This window comes from Pseudomonas sp. RC10-4-2 (assembly GCF_050433085.1).
Lineage (GTDB): Bacteria > Pseudomonadota > Gammaproteobacteria > Pseudomonadales > Pseudomonadaceae > Pseudomonas > Pseudomonas aeruginosa.
The window spans coordinates 539,140-559,331 of record NZ_JBNPXX010000001.1 but is presented as its reverse complement, the minus strand read 5'-3'; the positions used below and the strand labels follow the sequence as shown (position 1 = coordinate 559,331).

The following is a 20,192-nucleotide window of genomic DNA, read 5'->3' as shown; positions in this document are numbered from 1 at the left end:
GGAACATCGGGGATTTCACTTCCATGCGCTGGTTGCTTGCTTTGCTGTGCTTGACCTTCGCCAGTCTGACCCAGGCCAATGCCGCGCCGAGCCTGGAAGGCAAGGTGGACAAGGTCCTGGTGCTCAAGTCCGAGCGAAAACTGCTGCTCCTCAACAAAGGCAACGTCCTGAAAAGCTACCGTGTCTCGCTGGGCAAGCGCCCGACCGGCCCGAAGCTGGCCGAAGGCGACAACCGCACCCCGGAAGGCTTCTACTGGATCGACTGGCGCAAGACCAGCAACAACTACAACCTCTCCATGCACATTTCCTACCCCAACGCCCGCGACGTGGCCAAGGCCCGGGAAAAGGGCCTGCCGGCCGGTGGCATGATCATGATCCACGGCACCCCGCTGGATGACGAATACCCGGAGTGGTACTTCTCCACCCTGGACTGGACCAATGGCTGTATCGCCATGAACAACACCGACATGCGCGAAGTCTGGAGCGTGGTGAAAGACGGCACGCTGATCGAGATCCGCCCCTGACAGAACCAGGCTGATACCACTCGTCAGCCGTCAGCCACGCCAGGAACGCCGCCGCGAGATTTTCCGGCGGCGTTTTCTTTTATCCGTCAAACCCTTGCATCCCTTACTCAGGCCGAGTCAATCGACGGGACGGCTGGCTGACGCGTGCGCGACGCACAACTGGCATTGACGTGGTATTCAAGTGGTATTAGTTTTCCCAGCATTACCGGGCGACAACAACACAATCCGCATCGGAACCTCTCATGAAGACAGCCCACGACCTGCTCCTGGCCCTGCGTCCCGACGAGGCGCAACCCACCCCCCTCTATCTGCAGCTGGCGCGCAATCTCGAGAGCGCGATCCATGCCGGCCAGTGGAAAGCGGAGGAAGCGCTGCCCTCCGAACGCAACCTCAGCGAAACCCTGAACATTTCCCGCGTCACCGCGCGCAAGGCCCTCGAAGTACTCTTCGAGCAGGGCCTGATCCGCCGCAACCAGGGCTCCGGCACCTTCATTACGCCGCGTCTCGAACAACCGTTGTCGCGTCTCTCCAGCTTCAGCGAGATGCTCCGCCTGAAAGGCTTCACCCCCGGCTCCACCTGGCTGGAGCGCGGCATCGCCCTGCCCACCCACGACGAACTGATCCGCCTCGGCCTCTCGCCGACCGAAAAGGTCGCGCGCATGAAGCGCCTGCGCAAGGCCGACGGCACAGTGATGGCGATCGAGAACAGCACCCTGCCGGCGCGCCTGCTGCCGGACCCGACAGCGGTCGGCGATTCCCTCTACGAATACCTGGACGGCATCGGTCGCCCAGTGGTCCGCGCCCTCCAGCACGTGCGCGCGATCAACGCCTCCGCGTCCGATGCCGCGCTGGTCGGCATCGCGCCGGGCACCGCGATGCTGCTGATGACCCGGATCGGCTACCTCGAGGACAACACCCCGATCGAGCTGACCGACACCTACTGCCGCAACGACTACTACGACTTCGTCGCCGAACTGCGACGCTGACCGACACGGAGCCGCCATGCTCGAAGGCAACATTCTCACCCCGCAAGGCTGGGTCCTCGGCCGCCTACACATCCAGGACGGGCGTATCCAGCGGATCGAAGGCGAGCCCTGCGATCCGGCCGGCAACGCCGATCCGTACCTGCTGCCAGGCTTCATCGACCTGCATGTGCACGGCGGCGGCGGCCGCGACATCATGGAAGGCGGCGACGCCTTCGCCACCATCGCCCGCACCCACCGGCGCTTCGGCACGACCTCGCTGCTGGCCACCACCATGACCGCTCCGCGCGAGGAGATCGCCGACATCCTCAGCCAGCTCGGCGATTACTGCCGCCGCTCGCTGGAGGGCGGTTCACGGATACTCGGCGTGCACCTGGAAGGCCCCTACATCAACTCCGGCAAGCTCGGCGCGCAGCCCAACTTCGCCCATGCCGCGGTGCTCGAGGAAGTCGAGGACTACCTGCGCCGCGCGCCGATCCGGGTGATCACCATCGCCCCCGAGATCGCCGGACACCGGCCGCTGATCCGCGCCCTCGCCGAGCGCGGCGTACGCCTGCAGATCGGCCATACCCTGGGCAGCTACGAGGATGGCGTGGCCGCACTGGAAGCCGGCGCCAGCAGCTTCACCCACCTCTACAACGCGATGACCGGCCTGCACCACCGCGAACCGGGTATCGTCGGCGCGGCCCTGGCCCACGCACGCTACGCCGAGCTGATCCCCGACCTGCTGCATGTCCATCCCGGCGCCATCAGGGTGGCCCTGCGTTCGATCCCGTGCCTGTACTGCGTGACCGACTCCACCGCCGCCGCCGGCATGCCCGACGGCCAGTACAAGCTCGGCAGCCACACGGTGACCAAGTGCCTGGGCGGCGTGCGCCTGCCCGACGGCACTCTGGCCGGCAGCACCCTGACCATGGACCAGGCGCTGCGCAACCTGGTGAAGATCGGCCTGCCCCTGGCCGAAGCCTCGCAACGCCTTTCGCAATTCCCCGCCGATTACCTCGGCCTCGCCGAGCGCGGCCGCCTGGCGCCCGCAGCCTGGGCCGATGTGGTGCGCCTGGATCGCTCCCTGGAACTCGACGCCGTGATGGTGGAAGGAGAACTCGAATGACTTCGCTGATGCTCGAGGAAGCGCTCTCCGCCGCCACGGTGGCGAGCCGTCAACTGGCCGTGCTCGACGCCTGCCTGCCGGCGCTTGGCCAGCGTCTGCGGGAGGTCGATCCGAACCTGGCACTGACTGTCGCGCGCGGCAGCTCCGACCATGCCGCCAGCTACTTCGCCTACCTGGCCATGCAGCACGCCGGCTTGCCGGTGGCCTCGCTGCCCATGTCGGTAGTGACCCTGAACCGCTCGCCACTGCGTGTCGCCGGGCAGGCCGTCTTCGCTTTCTCGCAGTCCGGGCAGAGCCCCGATCTCGTGGACAGCCTGCGCATCCTGCGCGAACGCGGCGCCCTGGGCATCGCCCTGGTGAATGCCGAGGATTCGCCGCTGGAAGCCGCCAGCGAATTCGTCGTGCCGCTCTGCGCCGGCGCCGAGCGCAGCGTCGCAGCGACCAAGAGCTTCATCGCCACGCTCAGCGCCAGCGCCCGCCTGCTCGCCCACTGGCAGCGCGACCATGCCCTGCTGGCCGCAGGCCAGGGCCTGGCGGCCGGGCTGGAGCAGGCCGCCAGGCTCGACTGGTCGCCGGCCATCGAGGTCCTGCGCGACTGCCAGCGGCTGATGGTGATCGGTCGCGGCGCCGGCTACGCCATCGCCCAGGAGGCCGCGCTGAAATTCAAGGAAACCTCGGCGATCCAGGCCGAGGCCTTCAGCAGCGCCGAGGTCCGCCATGGACCGATGGCGCTGGTCGAGGAGCGCTATCCGCTGCTGGTATTCGCTCCCCGCGGCCCGGAGCAGGAAGGCCTGCTGGCGCTCGCCGAGGATATGCGCCAGCGCGGTGCGCAGGTATTGCTCGCCGCCCCGGACGACATCGCCGAACGCGACCTGCCGCTGCAGCGCGCCGCGCATCCGGCGCTCGATCCGATCCTGGCGATCCAGAGTTTCTACGTCATGGCCGCCGGCCTGGCCGAAGCCCGCGGCATGGACCCGGACCAGCCACGGCACCTGAGCAAAGTCACCCGAACCCACTGAGCCTGAGCGCGCCCATGAACAACAAGAATCTCGCCCTCAAAGCGCCCCTGAGCGGCCCCGTGATGCCGCTCAACCGAGTACCCGACCCGGTGTTTTCCAGCGGCACCCTGGGCGAAGGCATCGCCATCGACCCACTCAACGACTGCCTGCACGCGCCCTGCGCCGGGCTGGTCAGCCACCTGGCGCGAACCCGCCACGCGCTCAGCCTGCGCGCCGACAACGGTGCCGAGCTGCTGCTGCACATCGGCCTCGATACCGTACAGCTGCAAGGCGAAGGCTTCGAGGCGCTGGTCGAGGAAGGTACGCGGGTGATCGAGGGCCAGCCGCTGCTGCGCTTCGACCTGGACCGCGTCGCCCGCGGCAGCCGCAGTCTGATCACGGTGATGATCCTGACCAACGGCGACGGCTTCCAGGTACGCCCGCTGACCACCAACCCGGTGGAGGTCGGCGCGCCGCTCCTGCAACTGAGTCCGGAGAAGGCCGAGCAACGTCCGGCCAATCCCGCGCCTGGCGAAGGCTCCGCGCAGCGCCAGGTCCGCGGGCGGGCGCGGGTCGCCCATCATGGCGGTCTGCACGCACGCCCGGCAGCGCTGCTACGCAAGACCGCGCAGGGCTTTTCCAGCCAGGCCGAACTGCACTTCGCCGGGCAGGTGGCCAGCGTCGACAGCCTGGTCGGCATCATGGGCCTGGGGGTCGCCGAACAGGACGAGGTAGAGGTGATCTGTCGCGGCGAAGACAGCGAGGCGGCCCTCGGCGCCCTGCTCGCGGCCCTCGCCAGCGCCACCGCGGGGGCTCCGAAGGATGCCCCGCGCGCCATCGCCCCGGGCGAGCCGGCGCGACCTGCGGCTGTCGCCGGTATCCTGGCCGGCGTCTGCGCTTCGCCCGGCCTGGCCAGCGGTCCCCTGGCGCGGCTCGGCGCCATCAGCCTGCCGGCGGATGACGGCCGGCATCGTCCCGAGGAACAACACCTCGCCCTGGACCAGGCCCTGCAACGGGTGCGCGACGACGTACAGGGGAGCCTGCAGCAGGCCAGGCTCGGCGGCGACGAGAACGAAGCGGCGATCTTTTCCGCGCATCTCGCGCTGCTGGAAGACCCGGGTCTGCTGGACGCCGCCGACATGCTGATCGACCAGGGCGTCGGCGCCGCCCACGCCTGGCACCGGGCGATTCAGGCCCAGTGCGAGATTCTCCAGGCGCTGGGCAACCTGCTGCTGGCCGAGCGCGCCAACGACCTGCGCGACCTGGAAAAACGCGTGCTGCGGGTGCTGCTCGGCGACACCGCACCGTTGCGGGTGCCTGCTGGGGCCATCGTCGCCGCCCGGGAGATCACCCCCTCCGACCTCGCGCCGCTGGTGGATGCCGGCGCGGCTGGCCTGTGCATGGCCGAAGGCGGCGCCACCTCCCACGTGGCCATCCTCGCCCGTAGCAAGGGCCTGCCGTGCCTGGTGGCGCTCGGCGCCGGGCTGCTGGAGCTGGAGGAAGGCCGGCAGGTAGTACTGGACGCCGGCCAGGGCCGGCTGGAACTCAGCCCCGACGCTCGACGCCTGGAGCAGGTCGCCTTGCAAGTGGCGCAGCGCGAGGAACAACACCGCCGCCAGCAGGCCGATGCGCAGCGCGAGGCGCTCACCCGCGACGGCCGGCGCATCGAGATCGGCGCCAACGTCGCCTCGCCGCGCGAGGCCGCCGAAGCCTTCGCCAACGGCGCCGACGGGGTCGGCCTGCTACGCACCGAGTTTCTCTTCCTCGAGCGCCGCGCCGCGCCCGACGAAGAGGAGCAGCGCAACGCCTACCAGGAGGTCCTGGACGCCATGGGCCAGCGCAAGGTGATCATCCGCACCATCGATGTCGGCGGCGACAAGCACCTCGACTACCTGCCGCTGCCGGTGGAAGAAAACCCAGCACTGGGCCTGCGCGGCATCCGCCTCGGCCAGGCGCGCCCGGAGCTGCTCGACCAGCAGTTGCGCGCGCTGCTGAGGGTCGAACCACTGGAACGCTGCCGGATACTGCTGCCGATGGTCAGCGAGGTCGACGAACTGCGCGCCATCCGTCGCCGCCTCGGCGAGCTGGCCACGCAGTTGGGGATCGAGCGCCTGCCCGAACTCGGGGTGATGATCGAAGTGCCCTCCGCCGCCCTGCTCGCCGATCAACTGGCCGAACACGCCGACTTCCTCTCCATCGGCACCAACGACCTGTCGCAGTACGCCCTGGCCATGGACCGTTGCCACGCCGGCCTGGCCGACCGCATCGACGCCCTGCACCCGGCGCTGCTGCGGCTGATCGCCCAGACCTGCGCCGGAGCAGCCCGCCACGGCCGCTGGGTCGGCGTCTGCGGTGCGCTGGCCTCGGACCCGCTGGCGACACCGGTACTGGTCGGCCTCGGGGTCGAGGAATTGTCCGTCGGGCCGAACCTGGTCGGCGAGATCAAGACCCGGGTGCGCCAGCTCGACGCCGCTGAATGCCGCCGCCACGCCCAGGCGCTACTGGACCTGGGCAGCGCCCGGGCGGTGCGCGACGCCTGCCTGCAACACTGGCCGCTGGCCTGACAAGAACAATCGGAGACCACCGCCATGCCCCCGTTCCTGATCGAAAGCCTGCAACGCCTGGGCCGCGCCCTGATGCTGCCGATCGCGATCCTGCCGATCGCCGGCCTGCTGCTGCGCCTGGGCGACGTCGACCTGCTCGACATTCCGCTGGTCCACGACGCCGGCAAGGCGATCTTCGCCAACCTGGCGCTGATCTTCGCCATCGGCATCGCCGTCGGTTTCGCTCGCGACAACAATGGCACCGCCGGCCTCGCCGGCGCCATCGGCTACCTGGTGATGATCTCGGTGCTCAAGGTGATCGATCCGGGCATCGACATGGGCGTGCTCTCCGGCATCATCAGCGGCCTGGTGGCGGGCGCCCTGTATAACCGCTTCAAGGACGTGAAGCTGCCGGAATACCTGGCGTTCTTCGGCGGCCGCCGCTTCGTGCCGATCGCCACCGGGATCAGCGCGGTCTGCCTGGGCCTGCTGTTCGGGGTGATCTGGCCACCGCTGCAACAGGGCATCAACGGCCTCGGCCAACTCATGCTGGAAAGCGGCAGCTTCGGCGCCTTCGCCTTCGGCGTGCTGAACCGCCTGCTGATCGTCACCGGGTTGCACCACATCCTCAACAACCTGGTGTGGTTCGTCTTCGGCAGCTTCACCGACCCGGAAACCGGGCGCGTCGTCACCGGTGACCTGGCGCGCTATTTCGCCGGCGACCCGAAGGGCGGCCAGTTCATGGCCGGGATGTTCCCGGTGATGATGTTCGGCCTGCCCGCCGCCTGCCTGGCGATGTACCGCAACGCCCGTCCGGAGCGGCGCAAGCTGATCGGCGGGCTGCTCCTGTCGATGGCCTTGACCGCCTTCCTCACCGGCGTCACCGAGCCGGTGGAGTTCGCCTTCATGTTCCTCGCGCCGCTGCTCTACCTGCTGCATGCGCTGCTCACCGGCCTGTCCATGGCCCTCACCGACCTGCTCGACATCCGCCTCGGCTTCACCTTCTCCGGTGGCGCCATCGACCTGGCCCTGGGCTGGGGCCGTTCCACCCACGGCTGGATGCTCTGGCCGCTGGGCCTGCTCTATGCCGGCATCTATTACCTGGTGTTCGACTTCTGCATCCGCCGCTTCAACCTGAAGACCCCGGGCCGCGAAGACGACGCGAGCAGCGAATCGGGCGACAACGCCGAAGCCGAGCGCGCCCCGGCATTCATCCGCGCCCTGGGTGGCGCAGCCAACCTCGAAGTGGTGGACGCCTGCACCACGCGCCTGCGTCTGCGCCTGGTCGACCGCAACAAGGCCTCGGACGCCCAACTCAAGGCCCTCGGTGCGATGGCCGTGGTACGTCCGGGCAAGGCCGGCAGCCTGCAGGTGGTGGTCGGCCCACAGGCCGACAGCATCGCCGACGAGATCCGCCGCGCCCTGCCCTTCGATACGCAACCGGGCGAAGCCGTACCGCCGCTGGGCAGTCCGCACACAGCCGAAGAGGTGGTGGCGATGCAGGCCACCGTCGACGCCGCCGAAGCCCAGGCCTGGCTCGGCGCCCTCGGCGGCGCCGGCAACCTGCGCGAGGTACGGGACGTCGCACTGACCCGCCTGCGGGTCAGCGTGGCGGACGAACGCAAGCTGGCCACCGAGCAACTGCGTCGTCTCGGCGGACAGGGCGTCAGTTCCCTCGCCGGCGGCATCTGCCATATCCTGGTGGGCCCCCGCGCCGCGGCCCTGAGCCAGGCCCTGCAACCGCTGCTGCGGCGCTGACGGCAGGAGGGCTGGACCTCGGCCAATCGGCGGATAACCGCCAAGCGGTTATTCGCCCCACGCCACAGCTCCCCCGTTCGGGTTCGATAATCGCGAAGCGGTTGTTCGCGCCACGCCACAGCCCCGGGTCGGGCTCTCCCCGTGAGGCGGATAACGAAAAGGGCGGCCACTGGCCGCCCTTCTTGCTTGTCCGAGGAAAACTCAGAAGACCATGTCGGTCAGGCGCCAGACTTCGTAGGCCGGGGTCTCATAGGGATGCGCCGCCTTCAGCGCCTTGACGCTGGCGTGGATGAGCTCGTCGGCCACCACCAGCTCCACTTTCCACTCCGCCACGTGCTCGACCTGGCCGACCTGGCCCAGGTAGGGTTGGCTACCGTCCAGGGGCCGGAACTGGCCCTGGCCAAGGGACTGCCAGCAGCAACTGTCGTACGCCCCGATGCGCCCGCCACCCGCGGCGAACACCGCTTGCTTGACGACATCCAGATGGCTCTCAGGCACATAGAAACACAGCTTGTACATCGTTTTCTCCGCACGAATCGAATGCTGCACGAGGCGGTCGGTGGTTGTGCGACTGCCGACGCCAAATAATGGCACTTTGCCTTGACATGATGAATATTTGACGCTGCCTTTACGACAGATAAGCGCAACATTTGTTCGCTCGTCACAACACCTTCGTGCGGGCGTTCACAGATTTACGTTCAGCCGCGGAAACGCCGCCACCTGGCCTTCAGCCCGGAGGCGGAAGGCGCATGGCTGCCGTCGCAATACGGCAGGTCGGCGGAGCGCCCGCAGCGGCACAACAGCAACAGGCGCTCGCGGGTCGCGTGGAGCGTCAGGCCGTTGCGGCAGTCGGCGGGACAATCGGGAAGCGAAGCCGAAGCCCCGCAGGTACAGAGCCGCAAGGTGTCGCCGGGAGAGACCCGGCGAACCTCGGGAAGAAGGTCGGGCGACGAGTTGGAGTCCGCATCGCCCGCCATGCCGGATCAGTCCACCCAGACCCGGGCGTTGCGGAACATGCGCAGCCAGCCGCCGTCTTCCTGCCAGTCGTCCGGACGCCAGGAATTCTGCACGGCGCGGAACACCCGCTCGGGGTGCGGCATCATGATGGTGACCCGGCCGTCGCGGCTGCTCAGCCCGGTGATGCCGCGCGGCGACCCGTTGGGGTTGGCCGGGTAGGCTTCGGTGACCTTGCCGTGGTTGTCGACGAAACGCAGCGACACGCAGCCGGAAAGGTCGGCCTCGAGCAACGCTTCCTCCGACTCGAACTCCGCATGGCCTTCGCCATGGGCGATGGCGATCGGCAGGCGCGAACCGGCCATGCCCTGCAGGAAGATCGACGACGACTCCTGCACCTGGACCATCGCCACCCGCGCCTCGAACTGCTCGGAACGGTTGCGCACGAAGTGCGGCCAGAACTCGGTGCCGGGAATCAGCTCGTGCAGGTTGGACATCATCTGGCAGCCGTTGCAGACGCCGAGGGCGAAGCTGTCCTTGCGCGCGAAGAACGCCTGGAAGCCGTCGCGGGCGCGGGCGTTGAAGAGGATCGACTTGGCCCAGCCCTCGCCGGCGCCGAGCACGTCGCCGTAGGAGAAGCCACCGCAGGCCACCAGGCCCTTGAAGGCGTCCAGGTCGACCCGCCCGGCGAGGATGTCGCTCATGTGCACGTCGATCGCGGCGAAGCCGGCGCGGTCGAACGCCGCGGCCATCTCCACCTGGCCGTTGACGCCCTGCTCGCGGAGGATCGCCACTTTCGGCCGCACGCCCTTCTTGATGTAGGGCGCGGCGATGTCGTCGTTGACGTCGTAGCTGAGCTTGATCGACAGCCCGGGGTTGTCTTCGTCCAGCAGCGCGTCGAACTCCTGCTCGGCGCAGTCGGCGTTGTCGCGCAGACGCTGGATCTGGTAGCTGGTCTCGCTCCAGATGCGTTGCAGGATGCGGCGCTGGGCGCTGTAGACGGTCTCGCCGTTGTAGTTCAGGTTGATCTCGTAGCCGTTGACCGGCTGGCCGATCACCGCCACGCAGTCGTCGAGACCGGCGGCGCTGAACTGCGCGAGGACTTCCGGAGTGGCACCCTCGCGAACCTGGATCACCGCGCCCAGTTCCTCGCTGAACAACACGGCCGCCAGCTCTTCGCTGCTATCGGCCAGGGCATCGAGGTTCAGCTCGACGCCGCAGTGACCGGCGAAGGCCATCTCCAGCACGCTGGTGATCAGGCCGCCGTCGGAACGGTCGTGGTAGGCGAGGATATGGCCGTCGGCATTGAGCCCCTGGATCACCGCGAAGAAGGCTTTCAGGTCCTCGGCGTCGTCGACGTCCGGCACGGCGCGGCCGAGCTTGCCGTGGACCTGGGCCAGGATCGAGCCGCCGAGACGGTTCTTGCCGCGGCCGAGATCGATCAGGATCAGGTCGGTCTCGCCCTTGTCCAGGCGCAGTTGCGGGGTCAGGCTCTGGCGCACGTCGGCGACCGGGGCGAAGCCGGTGACGATCAGCGAGACCGGAGAAGTGACGCTCTTGTCCTCGCCATTGTCCTGCCAGCGGGTCTTCATGGACATCGAGTCCTTGCCCACCGGGATGGTGATGCCCAGTTCCGGGCACAGTTCCATGCCCACGGCCTTGACCGTGTCATACAGGCGCGCGTCCTCGCCGGGGTGGCCGGCGGCGGCCATCCAGTTGGCGGAAAGCTTGATGTCGGACAGCTTGCCGATACGCGCGGCAGCCAGGTTGGTGACCGTCTCGCCGATGGCCATGCGTCCGGAAGCCGGGGCGTCCAGCAGCGCCAGCGGGGTACGTTCGCCCATCGCCATGGCCTCGCCGGTGTAGACGTCGAAGCTGGTGGCGGTGACGGCGCAGTCGGCCACCGGCACCTGCCAGGGCCCGACCATCTGGTCGCGGGCCACCAGCCCGGTGATGGTGCGGTCGCCGATGGTGATCAGGAAGCTCTTGCTGGCCACGGCGGGATGGCGCAGGACGCGCTCGACGCTTTCCTGCAGCTCCAGCCCGGCGGCGTCGAAATCGTCGCCCAGCTCGGCCTCGCGGGTAACCGCGCGGTGCATGCGCGGCGCCTTGCCGAGCAGGACTTCCAGCGGCATGTCCACCGGCTTGTTGTCGAAATGGCTGTCGGCGACGGTCAGCTGGCGCTGCTCGATGGCCTCGCCGACCACCGCGAACGGGCAGCGCTCGCGCTCGCAGATGGCCTTGAAGGTCTCGAAGTCGGCGGCGTCCACCGACAGCACGTAGCGCTCCTGCGACTCGTTGCACCAGATTTCCAGCGGGCTCATGCCCGGCTCGTCGTTGGGCACCGCGCGCAGCTCGAAGCGACCGCCGCGGCCGCCGTCGTTGATCAGTTCCGGCAGGGCGTTGGACAGGCCGCCGGCACCGACGTCATGGATGAAGCTGATCGGGTTGCGCTCGCCGAGCTGCCAGCAGCGGTCGATCACTTCCTGGCAACGTCGCTCCATTTCCGGGTTGTCGCGCTGCACCGAGGCGAAGTCGAGGTCGGCGGAGCTGGCGCCGGTGGCCATCGAAGAGGCGGCGCCGCCGCCCAGGCCGATCAGCATGGCCGGGCCGCCAAGGACGATGAGCTTGGCGCCGACGCTGATCTCGCCCTTCTGCACGTGTTCGTCGCGAATGTTGCCCATGCCGCCGGCGAGCATGATCGGCTTGTGGTAGCCGCGCACTTCCTCGCCGTGAGGGGTAGCGATCTTCTGCTCGAAGGTACGGAAGTAGCCGGTCAGCGCCGGACGGCCGAACTCGTTGTTGAACGCGGCGCCGCCCAGCGGGCCCTCGATCATGATGTCCAGCGCGGTGACGATGCGCTCGGGCTTGCCGTAGGGCACTTCCCAGGGCTGTTCGAAACCGGGGATCTGCAGGTTGGACACGGTGAAGCCGGTCAGGCCGGCCTTCGGCTTGGCGCCGCGGCCGGTGGCGCCCTCGTCGCGGATCTCGCCGCCGGAACCGGTGGAGGCACCGGGGAACGGCGCGATGGCGGTCGGGTGGTTGTGGGTCTCCACCTTCATCAGGATCTGCACCGGCTCGCGGCTGGCGGCGTATTCGCGGGTCTGCGGATCGGGGAAGAAACGCCCGGCGACATGGCCGACGATGACCGCGGCGTTGTCCTTGTATGCGGACAGCACGCCTTCGCGGTTCATCTCGTAGGTGTTCTTGATCATGCCGAACAGGCTCTTGTCCTGGGCCTGCCCGTCGATGTCCCAACTGGCATTGAAGATCTTGTGCCGGCAATGCTCGGAGTTGGCCTGGGCGAACATCATCAGCTCGACGTCGTGCGGGTTGCGCCCCAGTTCGCCGAAGCTCTTCAGCAGGTAGTCGATCTCGTCCTCGGCCAGGGCCAGGCCCAACTCGACGTTGGCCTTCTCCAGCGCGGCGCGACCGCCGCCAAGCACGTCGACGGCGGTGAGCGGGCGGGGCTGCGCATGGCTGAACAGCTCGGCGGCGCCTTCCAGGCGGTCCAGCACCAGTTGGGTCATGCGGTCATGCAGGCGGGCGGCGACCTGCTGGGCGTCGCTCTCGGACAGTTCGCCCTGCACATAGTAGGCAATGCCGCGCTCCAGCCGGTCGATCTTCGCCAGGCCGCAGTTGCGGGCGATGTCGGAGGCCTTGCTCGACCACGGCGAGATGGTGCCGAAGCGCGGCACCACCAGGAACAGCCGTCCGCTGGGCTCCTGCACCGGCACGCTCGGGCCGTATTTCAGCAGCCGCGCCAGCACCTGCTCCTCGTCGGCGGTGAGCGCGCCGGTGACGTCGGCGAAATGCGCGAACTCAGCGTACAGCCCGGTAACGGCAGGTACGTGCTGGGTCAGTTGCTCGAGCAGTTTGCCGTGGCGGAAAGCGGAAAGGGCGGGAGCGCCGCGCAGGATCAGCATTGTCGGAACAGCCTCTGGAGACGGGAAGGTGTGGGGGCCGGCCGGGCCGGCCCGCAGAGGCCGTGCATTCTACCGTAAAGCACCGTCCGGCGGCACCCGCGCCGATGGCTATCGCATAGCCCTCCATCGGATCCGCGGCGGCCCGCTTCGAGAACGGCGCCGCAGCGCTCTGCGACGGGGCAAGCGAAACGGCGGACGAACGGTATCCCGGCGATAGCAGAGAAGGTCCCGGCTGTCGAGATATGGCGCCGTCTCGCCTTTGCGTATACTGCGCCGATGTTTGCCCTGACCGCGTACCGCTTACGTTGCGCCGCCTGGCTGTTGGCGACCGGCATCTTTCTGCTGCTTGCGGGCTGTAGCGAGGCGAAAGCCCCTACCGCCCTGGAGCGCGTGCAGAAGGAGGGCGTACTGCGCGTGATCACCCGCAACAGCCCGGCCACCTACTTCCAGGACCGCAACGGCGAAACCGGCTTCGAATACGAACTGGCCAAGCGCTTCGCCGAGCGCCTCGGCGTCGAGCTGAAGATCGAGACCGCCGACAACCTCGACGACCTCTATGCCCAGCTTTCCCGCGAGGGCGGCCCGGCGCTCGCCGCGGCCGGCCTGACCCCGGGACGCGAAGACGACGCCAGCGTGCGCTACTCGCACACCTACCTCGACGTCACCCCGCAGATCATCTACCGCAACGGCCAGCAGCGCCCGACCCGCCCGGAAGACCTGGTCGGCAAGCGCATCATGGTGCTCAAGGGCAGCAGCCACGCGGAGCAGCTCGCCGAGCTGAAGAAGCAGTATCCCGAACTGAAGTACGAAGAATCCGATGCTGTCGAAGTGGTCGACCTGTTGCGCATGGTCGACGTCGGCGACATCGACCTGACCCTGGTCGACTCCAACGAACTGGCGATGAACCAGGTGTACTTCCCCAACGTCCGCGTCGCCTTCGACTTCGGCGAAGCCCGCGGGCTGGCCTGGGCCTTGCCGGGGGGCGACGACGACAGCCTGATGAACGAGGTCAACGCGTTCCTCGACCAGGCCAAGAAGGAAGGCCTGCTGCAACGCCTGAAGGACCGTTACTACGGGCATGTCGACGTACTCGGCTACGTCGGCGCCTACACCTTCGCCCAGCACCTGCAGCAACGCCTGCCGCGCTACGAAAGCCACTTCAAGCAGAGCGGCAAGCAGCTGGATACCGACTGGCGCCTGCTCGCCGCCATCGGCTACCAGGAATCGCTGTGGCAGCCCGGCGCCACCTCCAAGACCGGCGTGCGCGGCCTGATGATGCTGACCAACCGGACCGCCCAGGCGATGGGCGTGTCCAACCGGCTCGACCCGAAGCAGAGCATCCAGGGCGGCAGCAAGTATTTCGTGCAGATCCGCAGCGAACTGCCCGAGAGCATCAAGGAACCGGACCGCAGCTGGTTCGCCCTGGCCGCCTACAACATCGGCGGCGCGCACCTGGAAGACGCGCGCAAGATGGCCGAGAAGGAAGGCCTCAACCCGAACAAGTGGCTGGACGTGAAGAAGATGCTGCCGCGCCTGGCGCAGAAGCAGTGGTACGCCAAGACCCGCTACGGCTATGCGCGCGGCGGCGAGACCGTGCACTTCGTACAGAACGTGCGGCGCTACTACGACATCCTCACCTGGGTGACCCAGCCGCAGATGGAAGGCAGCCAGATCGCCGAGAGCGGGTTGCACCTGCCCGGCGTGAACAAGACGCGCCCGGAAGAAGACAGCGGCGACGAGAAACTCTAGCCGCCCCCTCCCCTCAGGATTCTCCGTCGCTTGCCAGCCAGGCGGCGTGCTCGCGCACATCGGTCGGCCAGCCGGCGATCCGCTCGGCGAAGCCCTCGCGATCCCCGGCGAACAGCGCACGCGTCGCCTCCTCGAAGCCCGGCAGGTCGCCGGCCATCGCATTCATGAAATGGTAGGCGCGCTCCTGCGCCTGCCGCGCACGCCCGGACTGGCTGCGGCGCGCCTCCTCGACCAGCTTGCGCAGCGCCACCGAGGCGCCCCCGGGCTGCGCGGCGAGCCATTCCCAGTGGCGCGGCAACAAGGTCACCTCGCGCGCCACCACGCCCAGCTTCGGCCGCCCGCGCCCGCGCGGCGCGGCCTCCTCCGCCGGTTGCCGCTCGCCTGCGACGACCAGGCGCGCCAGCTGGTCCTCGCTGGAACCACGGATATCGAGATCGACGGAGCGCCCAGTGGCATTGTCGAATACCAGCAGCGGTCCGGCTGCACCGCCGGCGACCGCTTGCTTCAAGGCCAGCGCGACCTCCGGCAGCGCCGCCGTCAGCAGCCGACGCGTGCCGTCGAAGCAGGTGAAGGATTGGATGTATGGATCATTGGCCATGACAGGCTCCCATGGATGGAACGCCCGAATAATACCCGGATATAAATAGAGCGACAATATTATCCGGATAAAATAAATCCCATGAAAAAGGCCGCCCTATGGCGGCCTCTTCCGGCAGCGATGACCTACCAGCCGGCCGGCAGCAGGTTCATGGCGCTACAAATGGCGTAGGCGGCGCTGGCCAGGTAGATCGTCACGATCACCGCCTGGATCGCCGGATGGGCGATCCAGCCGCATTTCCAGGCCGGCTCGAAGTCGCCGTTCCTGCGCGCCGAGCGCAGCATCAGGATCGGCATGATCGAGAGAATCACCCCGCTGAAGGCCCCGGCGAAGTACAACGCGTTGACGAAGCCGACCAGCCCGCTGTAGGCCAGGACGAACGGCGGCAGCGCGACGATCGCCAGCACCAGCAGGCGGGTCTTCGGCCGGTTCTCCGGACCGAGCTTGTGGAACTTGTCGAAGATGTTGGTCAGGAAGCTACCGCCCAGGCCCCAGTAGGACGTCAGCATGGCGCACAGGGCGAAGGTGTTGGCGGTGAAGAAGGCCCATTCGCCGAGCGCCTTGCCCCAGGCCAGGGTGGCGACTTCGGACTGGTTCTCCAGGCCGGTCAGGGCGATCACCGAGAGCGGCACGATGCTGAGCAGGACGAAGGTGGTCAGCATCCCGGTGATCACCGCCTTCGGCAGGCGCTCCGGGGCGTGGCTGAAACCACGGGCCATCTCCGGGACGATGTACTGGGCGGAGAAGCAGAACACCGCGATGTTGAATACCGGGACCATGTAGATCCAGTCGCCTTCGAGCAGGCGAGCGAACTCGGTATTGTCGTTGAGCAGGGTGGCCGCCACCAGGATCAGGATCATGCTGACCATGCCGATGCTGATGAACTTCTCGCCCTTGCCGATGGCGCTCAGTCCCAGGTACAGCACGCCGGCGGCCGGAATGAAGAACAGCACGCTGCCCAGGGCCGGGCTGATGCCGAAGAAGGCGCTGAGGATCTTGCCGCTGCCGCTCATGTAGGCGATCAGCGCGCCGATGCTGTTGACCGCTACGGACAGGAAGATCGCCCAGGCGCCGAAGGAGCCGACATAGCGCTGGGCAAGGCCGCTCAACTGGTTGTGGGTGCGCGTGCGCAGGGCGGTTTCCGAGACGTAGAGCATGGAAATGGTGGTGAACAGGCCGGCCACCGCCAGCCAGAGCAGCAATGGCATGAAGCCGGCCTTGCGGCTGGCGTAGGCCATGGACAGCACGCCTGCGCCGATGTTGGTTCCGACGATCATCGCCACCGCCTCGAGGAACGTCAGGCGCTTGACCTCCAGTCCCGAGGAATCGACGGCTTCCGCCCCGGCGTGATCCTGATACTGCTGGACCCGGGTATCACTCATGACAACAACTCCCTGCATTTCGAATTGGCATTGTGCGGGAGGCGGCCAGGACCGCCGTACCGATGGCCTTCTTCGAGGACAATGCAGGGCCGGGAATCGCGGACGCCTCCGGACCGGCCGCGCTTTTCGGCTGCGCGGTCCGGCGGGGGTATCCGCAGGCGGGCTCGCTCTCACCTGAAGCCATTGCCTGCGGGCCGCTTGCTCAAGCGGCCGTGCAAAATATCACACAATTCGACGAAGGAAGCGCGCGGCGACTACGACTTTACGCCTATGCCGATCGTCCGAAATATCCGGATAAATAATTGATGCAGATGGCTTTTGAAGGAGAGGAAGGGGCAAGGACGTGCTTTAACGTTTCAGCCGGAGCGTTCGAAAAGAGAAACATCCGTCAGTCTTCGCGAGGCTTCTTCGCCGCTTCGCGCCGCGCGCGGAAGAACGCCGAGAGCGCCTGGCTGCATTCTTCCGCCAGCACGCCGCCCTCGACCATGACCCTATGGTTGAGATGCTCCTGCTCGAAGAATCGCCCACGGCTTTCCACTGCGCCCGACTTGGGCTCGACCGTGCCGTACACCAGGCGCTGGATGCGTGCGTGCACCAGCAGTCCGGAACACATGCTGCAGGGTTCCAGGGTCACATACAGGGTGCTGCCTGGCAGCCGGTAGTTGCCCGCCTCCGCCGCTGCCATGCGGATCGCCAGCATTTCGGCGTGGGCACTGGGATCGTGGCTACTGATCGGCCGGTTGAAGCCCCGCCCGATGATCTCGCCCTCGCGCACCAGGACCGCGCCCACCGGCACTTCGCCGAGGGCCGCGGCCTTTTCCGCCTCTGCCAGGGCCTCGCGCATGAAATGCGGGTCCCGGCTGCGATCGATGATCGGACGCACGCCTTTTACCGTCGGGTAGCCCTTGCCGTTGCTGATCAGCTTAGTCACCCGCACCAGGCCTCGCCGACCGCGATGGTCCCCATCAGGCCGGTCTCCATATGGTCGATGACGTGGCAGTGGAACATCCACAGGCCCGGATTGTCCGCCACCAGCGCGACGCGGGCAGTCTCGTTCTTGCCCAGCAGGTAGGTGTCGGTGAAGTACGGGATGATGTCCCGGCGATCCGAATCCAGCACCTTGAAGGCCATCCCATGCAGGTGGATCGGGTGCTGGTACTGCGCCATGTTGCGCAGCTCGAAGATGTAGCTCTGGCCTTCCTTGAGCTTGGCCAGCGGCGGCGCGTTGTGCTTGTGCTCCTCGCCGCCCTCCCAGGCCTTGCCGTTGATCTGCCAGAACGACGGATAGGGATTCTTGCCGCTGGTATCGGACATCGCCCCGACCCACTCGAAACGGAAACCGATCTTCTCGGCATTGGCCAGGTCCGGTTCGCTCACCGGATTCGCCGGCAACGGCTTCGGCCAGTCGCCGGCAGGTGCCTCGGCGCTGGCCACGCTGCGGATCGTCGCCAGGCGTACCGGCCCGTCGCGCAGGGACAGCTCGGTGCCCGCTTCCGGCACCTTCAGCGCCAGCTCCAGGCGCATCCCGGGACCGATCCAGTACTGCCCCTCGAAGCCGCGTGGTTCCACCGGATGGCCATCGATGGCATAGATCCTCGCCTCGCCGTTGGGCAGGTTGAGACGGTAGGTGACGGTGTTGTCGACGTTCAGCAGGCGCACCCGGACGATCTGCCCGGCCGGCAGGTCGATGGTCGGCACATGCTTGCCGTTGATCGTCGAATAGCGCCCGCGGGTGCCTTCTCGCGCGGCCTGGCGCGGCACGCTGAAGGGGGTGAAGGCGCCCTGCTCGTCCACGTGCCAGGTCTTCAGGCAGAGAACCTTCTCGTGGCGGAACCCGGTGGGTTCGCGCTCCTCGATGATCAGCGGGCCGACCAGTCCGCGGCCGAGCTGCTCGCTGCTCATCAGGTGCGGGTGGTACCAGTAGCTGCCGGCGTCCTGGGTCTTGAACTGGTAGATGAAGCTCTCGCCCGGCTGCACCGGCGGCTGGGAAATGTACGGCACGCCGTCCATCTCGATCGGCAGGCGGATGCCGTGCCAGTGGATGGTGGTCGGTTCGTCCAGCCTGTTGGTGAAGCGCACCCGCAGCCACTCGCCCTGCTTCGCCCGCAACTCCACGCCGGGGCACTGGCCGCCATAGGCCAGCGCCGGACTGCTGAAGCCCGGGACGATCTCCAGGTCCAGCGGCGCGGCGATCAGTTCGTAGTCGTACTCCTGCGCCACCTGCGGACGCGCCAGCCAGAAGCGCGCGCCGCCGGCGCCGAGGCCGACCACCGCCAGCCCGGCGAGGCCGCCGAGCACTTGTCTACGGGTAAATGTCATGGAGCCTTCACCTTCGCGGTACTGCGGCTGGGAAATGATAGATTTTCTCATTTCCACGCCCACAAGGCGAGTTCTCGCTCGGAACAAATACACTACCGCTGACCTGCAGCAAGCAAAAGAGCTCCCCAGCGCCAGCGGCGGATCGCTGGTCGCGGACTACGCTCAGGCTACCTTCACGATGCGCTTGCCGAAGTTCTCGCCATTCAACAGGCCGACCAGAGCCGCCGGCAGGCTTTCCAGTCCGTAGAGCACATCCTCGTATACCTTGATCTGCCCGGAGTCGACCCATGCCTTGAGATCGGAGAGCGCCCGCTCTCTGCTCTCGAGAAAGTCGCCAAGAAGGAATCCGCGCAACGTCAGGCGCTTGATGATGAGCAGCCCGGGGATCCCGGCAGGACCGGCGGCGGGTCGGTCCAGGTCGTATTGCGAAATCGCGCCGCAACAGGCGACCCGTCCATGCTCCGCCATGTTCGGCAGACAGGCATCGAGGATTGCACCGCCGGTGTTGTCGAAATACGCGTCGATCCCGTCCGGACAGGTCCGCCGCAAGTCATCGGCCAGCGTCCCCGTCTTGTAGTCGAGTGCCGCGTCGAAACCCAGTTCACGAACCAGCCAGGCGCATTTACTGGCGCCTCCCGCAATGCCGACAGTACGGCAGCCCCTGATCCTGGCGATCTGCCCGACGATAGAGCCGACGGCACCGGCGGCGGCTGACACCGCCAGCGTTTCGCCCTGCACCGGCCTCACGCATTCGAGAAGGCCGAAATAGGCCGTCAGGCCTGCTACGCCGTAGACGCTGAGCAGGTGCGTGAGGGGCTCCAGGCGCGGCAGCCTGATGAGCCCGGCCGCCGGCACGACCGCGAAAGTCTGCCAGCCGGTCTCGGCACAGACCAGGTCGCCGGGCTGGAACGACGCCGAGCACGATTCCACCACCTCGGCCAGTCCCAACCCCGCCATCACCTCCCCGGCCACGAGGCCGGGGCGATAGGTCGCGCCTTGCATCCAGGCCCGGCTGGCGGCGTCCAGCGGTATGTACAGGACACGAAGCAACAGCTCACCGTCGGCCGGAACCGGACAACGCACCTCCCGCCCCTGAAAATGCCGGACAGCGAGCGCAGTCCGGGGAAGCTCGCTCAGAACGATCTGACGGTTGATCATCGCTTCTCTCCCGCCGCGAGAGCGACACTGTCGCTGGCCTCACCGCCGAAAGCGGGAGGCATGTGAAACTGTCTGTCGTGCATGCTGTTCTCCGAGTCGATGGCAACCTGATGCAATCTCATTGTGAGAAAACATCTCCGGACTTAGAATGCAAAAAACTCCTATCTTCTATCGCGATCGTCCAGCATC

The 20,192-nt window shown here is 67.3% G+C and carries 16 protein-coding genes; 8 read left to right on the top strand and 8 right to left on the bottom strand.

The genetic code is table 11. The features are described 5' to 3' along the window. Positions 1 to 23: 23 nt before the first annotated feature. From FHW81_RS02670 to nagE, 6 genes are all read left to right on the top strand, one after another. Positions 24 to 524: a L,D-transpeptidase family protein gene (locus FHW81_RS02670; protein ID WP_003092667.1), complete on the top strand. Its 501-nt coding sequence runs from the start codon at positions 24 to 26 to the stop codon at positions 522 to 524. A gap of 242 nt (positions 525 to 766) precedes the next feature. Beyond that, on the top strand, positions 767 to 1,510 hold the full coding sequence (locus FHW81_RS02665) for a GntR family transcriptional regulator (RefSeq protein WP_003092669.1): 744 nt from the start codon (positions 767 to 769) through the stop codon (positions 1,508 to 1,510). 16 nt (positions 1,511 to 1,526) lie between these two features. Beyond that, the gene (gene nagA / locus FHW81_RS02660) at positions 1,527 to 2,618 is read left to right on the top strand and encodes an N-acetylglucosamine-6-phosphate deacetylase (protein WP_003104817.1); all 1,092 of its coding nucleotides are present in this window, start codon (positions 1,527 to 1,529) and stop codon (positions 2,616 to 2,618) included. After that, positions 2,615 to 3,637, top strand: a complete 1,023-nt coding sequence (locus tag FHW81_RS02655; protein ID WP_003104816.1) for an SIS domain-containing protein — start codon at positions 2,615 to 2,617, stop codon at positions 3,635 to 3,637. Before nagA ends, FHW81_RS02655 begins: the two co-directional genes overlap by 4 nt. 14 nt (positions 3,638 to 3,651) lie before the next feature. After that, positions 3,652 to 6,180 carry a phosphoenolpyruvate--protein phosphotransferase gene (gene ptsP, locus FHW81_RS02650; RefSeq protein ID WP_023091083.1) on the top strand — a complete coding sequence of 843 codons (2,529 nt, stop codon included), beginning with the start codon at positions 3,652 to 3,654 and terminating at the stop codon, positions 6,178 to 6,180. Between the two features lie 24 nt (positions 6,181 to 6,204). Then, on the top strand, positions 6,205 to 7,917 hold the full coding sequence (gene nagE, locus FHW81_RS02645; RefSeq protein ID WP_003113823.1) for an N-acetylglucosamine-specific PTS transporter subunit IIBC: 1,713 nt from the start codon (positions 6,205 to 6,207) through the stop codon (positions 7,915 to 7,917). A 201-nt stretch (positions 7,918 to 8,118) separates the two neighbouring features. Here nagE and FHW81_RS02640 read toward each other — a convergent pair whose 3' ends face one another. The 3 genes from FHW81_RS02640 to purL all read right to left on the bottom strand — a co-directional run bounded on the left by FHW81_RS02640 (position 8,119) and on the right by purL (position 12,797). After that, positions 8,119 to 8,436 carry a YqfO family protein gene (locus tag FHW81_RS02640; protein WP_003092679.1) on the bottom strand — a complete coding sequence of 106 codons (318 nt, stop codon included), beginning with the start codon at positions 8,434 to 8,436 and terminating at the stop codon, positions 8,119 to 8,121. A 179-nt stretch (positions 8,437 to 8,615) separates the two neighbouring features. Beyond that, complete coding sequence (locus tag FHW81_RS02635; RefSeq protein WP_003113822.1) at positions 8,616 to 8,894, bottom strand: CDGSH iron-sulfur domain-containing protein; 279 nt, start codon at positions 8,892 to 8,894, stop codon at positions 8,616 to 8,618. 6 nt (positions 8,895 to 8,900) lie between these two features. Beyond that, complete coding sequence (gene purL, locus FHW81_RS02630) at positions 8,901 to 12,797, bottom strand: phosphoribosylformylglycinamidine synthase (RefSeq protein ID WP_106120612.1); 3,897 nt, start codon at positions 12,795 to 12,797, stop codon at positions 8,901 to 8,903. Between the two features lie 276 nt (positions 12,798 to 13,073). Here purL and mltF point away from each other — a divergent pair, with 276 nt between their 5' ends. Further along, a complete protein-coding gene (mltF, locus tag FHW81_RS02625) occupies positions 13,074 to 14,546 on the top strand; it encodes a membrane-bound lytic murein transglycosylase MltF (protein WP_003104806.1) in 1,473 nt (490 codons plus the stop codon). A 13-nt stretch (positions 14,547 to 14,559) separates the two neighbouring features. On the opposite strand, the gene FHW81_RS02620 is transcribed toward mltF, so the two are convergent. Both FHW81_RS02620 and FHW81_RS02615 read right to left on the bottom strand, forming a co-directional pair. After that, complete coding sequence (locus FHW81_RS02620) at positions 14,560 to 15,144, bottom strand: DUF2239 family protein (RefSeq protein WP_003122118.1); 585 nt, start codon at positions 15,142 to 15,144, stop codon at positions 14,560 to 14,562. 125 nt (positions 15,145 to 15,269) lie between these two features. Next, positions 15,270 to 16,526 carry an aromatic amino acid transport family protein gene (locus FHW81_RS02615; RefSeq protein WP_003092694.1) on the bottom strand — a complete coding sequence of 419 codons (1,257 nt, stop codon included), beginning with the start codon at positions 16,524 to 16,526 and terminating at the stop codon, positions 15,270 to 15,272. 62 nt (positions 16,527 to 16,588) lie between these two features. On the opposite strand from FHW81_RS02615, the gene FHW81_RS02610 reads away from it, so the two are divergent. After that, positions 16,589 to 16,828: a hypothetical protein gene (locus FHW81_RS02610; protein WP_152959661.1), complete on the top strand. Its 240-nt coding sequence runs from the start codon at positions 16,589 to 16,591 to the stop codon at positions 16,826 to 16,828. 86 nt (positions 16,829 to 16,914) lie between these two features. On the opposite strand, the gene tadA is transcribed toward FHW81_RS02610, so the two are convergent. The 3 genes from tadA to FHW81_RS02595 form a co-directional block, all read right to left on the bottom strand. Next, positions 16,915 to 17,463 carry a tRNA adenosine(34) deaminase TadA gene (gene tadA / locus FHW81_RS02605; protein ID WP_003092697.1) on the bottom strand — a complete coding sequence of 183 codons (549 nt, stop codon included), beginning with the start codon at positions 17,461 to 17,463 and terminating at the stop codon, positions 16,915 to 16,917. Next, entirely contained in the window at positions 17,454 to 18,845 is a 1,392-nt protein-coding gene (locus FHW81_RS02600) for a multicopper oxidase family protein (RefSeq protein ID WP_003122117.1), read from the bottom strand. Before FHW81_RS02600 ends, tadA begins: the two co-directional genes overlap by 10 nt. A gap of 162 nt (positions 18,846 to 19,007) precedes the next feature. Next, positions 19,008 to 20,003, bottom strand: coding sequence for an NADP-dependent oxidoreductase (locus tag FHW81_RS02595; protein WP_003453713.1), 996 nt, complete (start codon positions 20,001 to 20,003; stop codon positions 19,008 to 19,010). Positions 20,004 to 20,192: the final 189 nt, after the last annotated feature.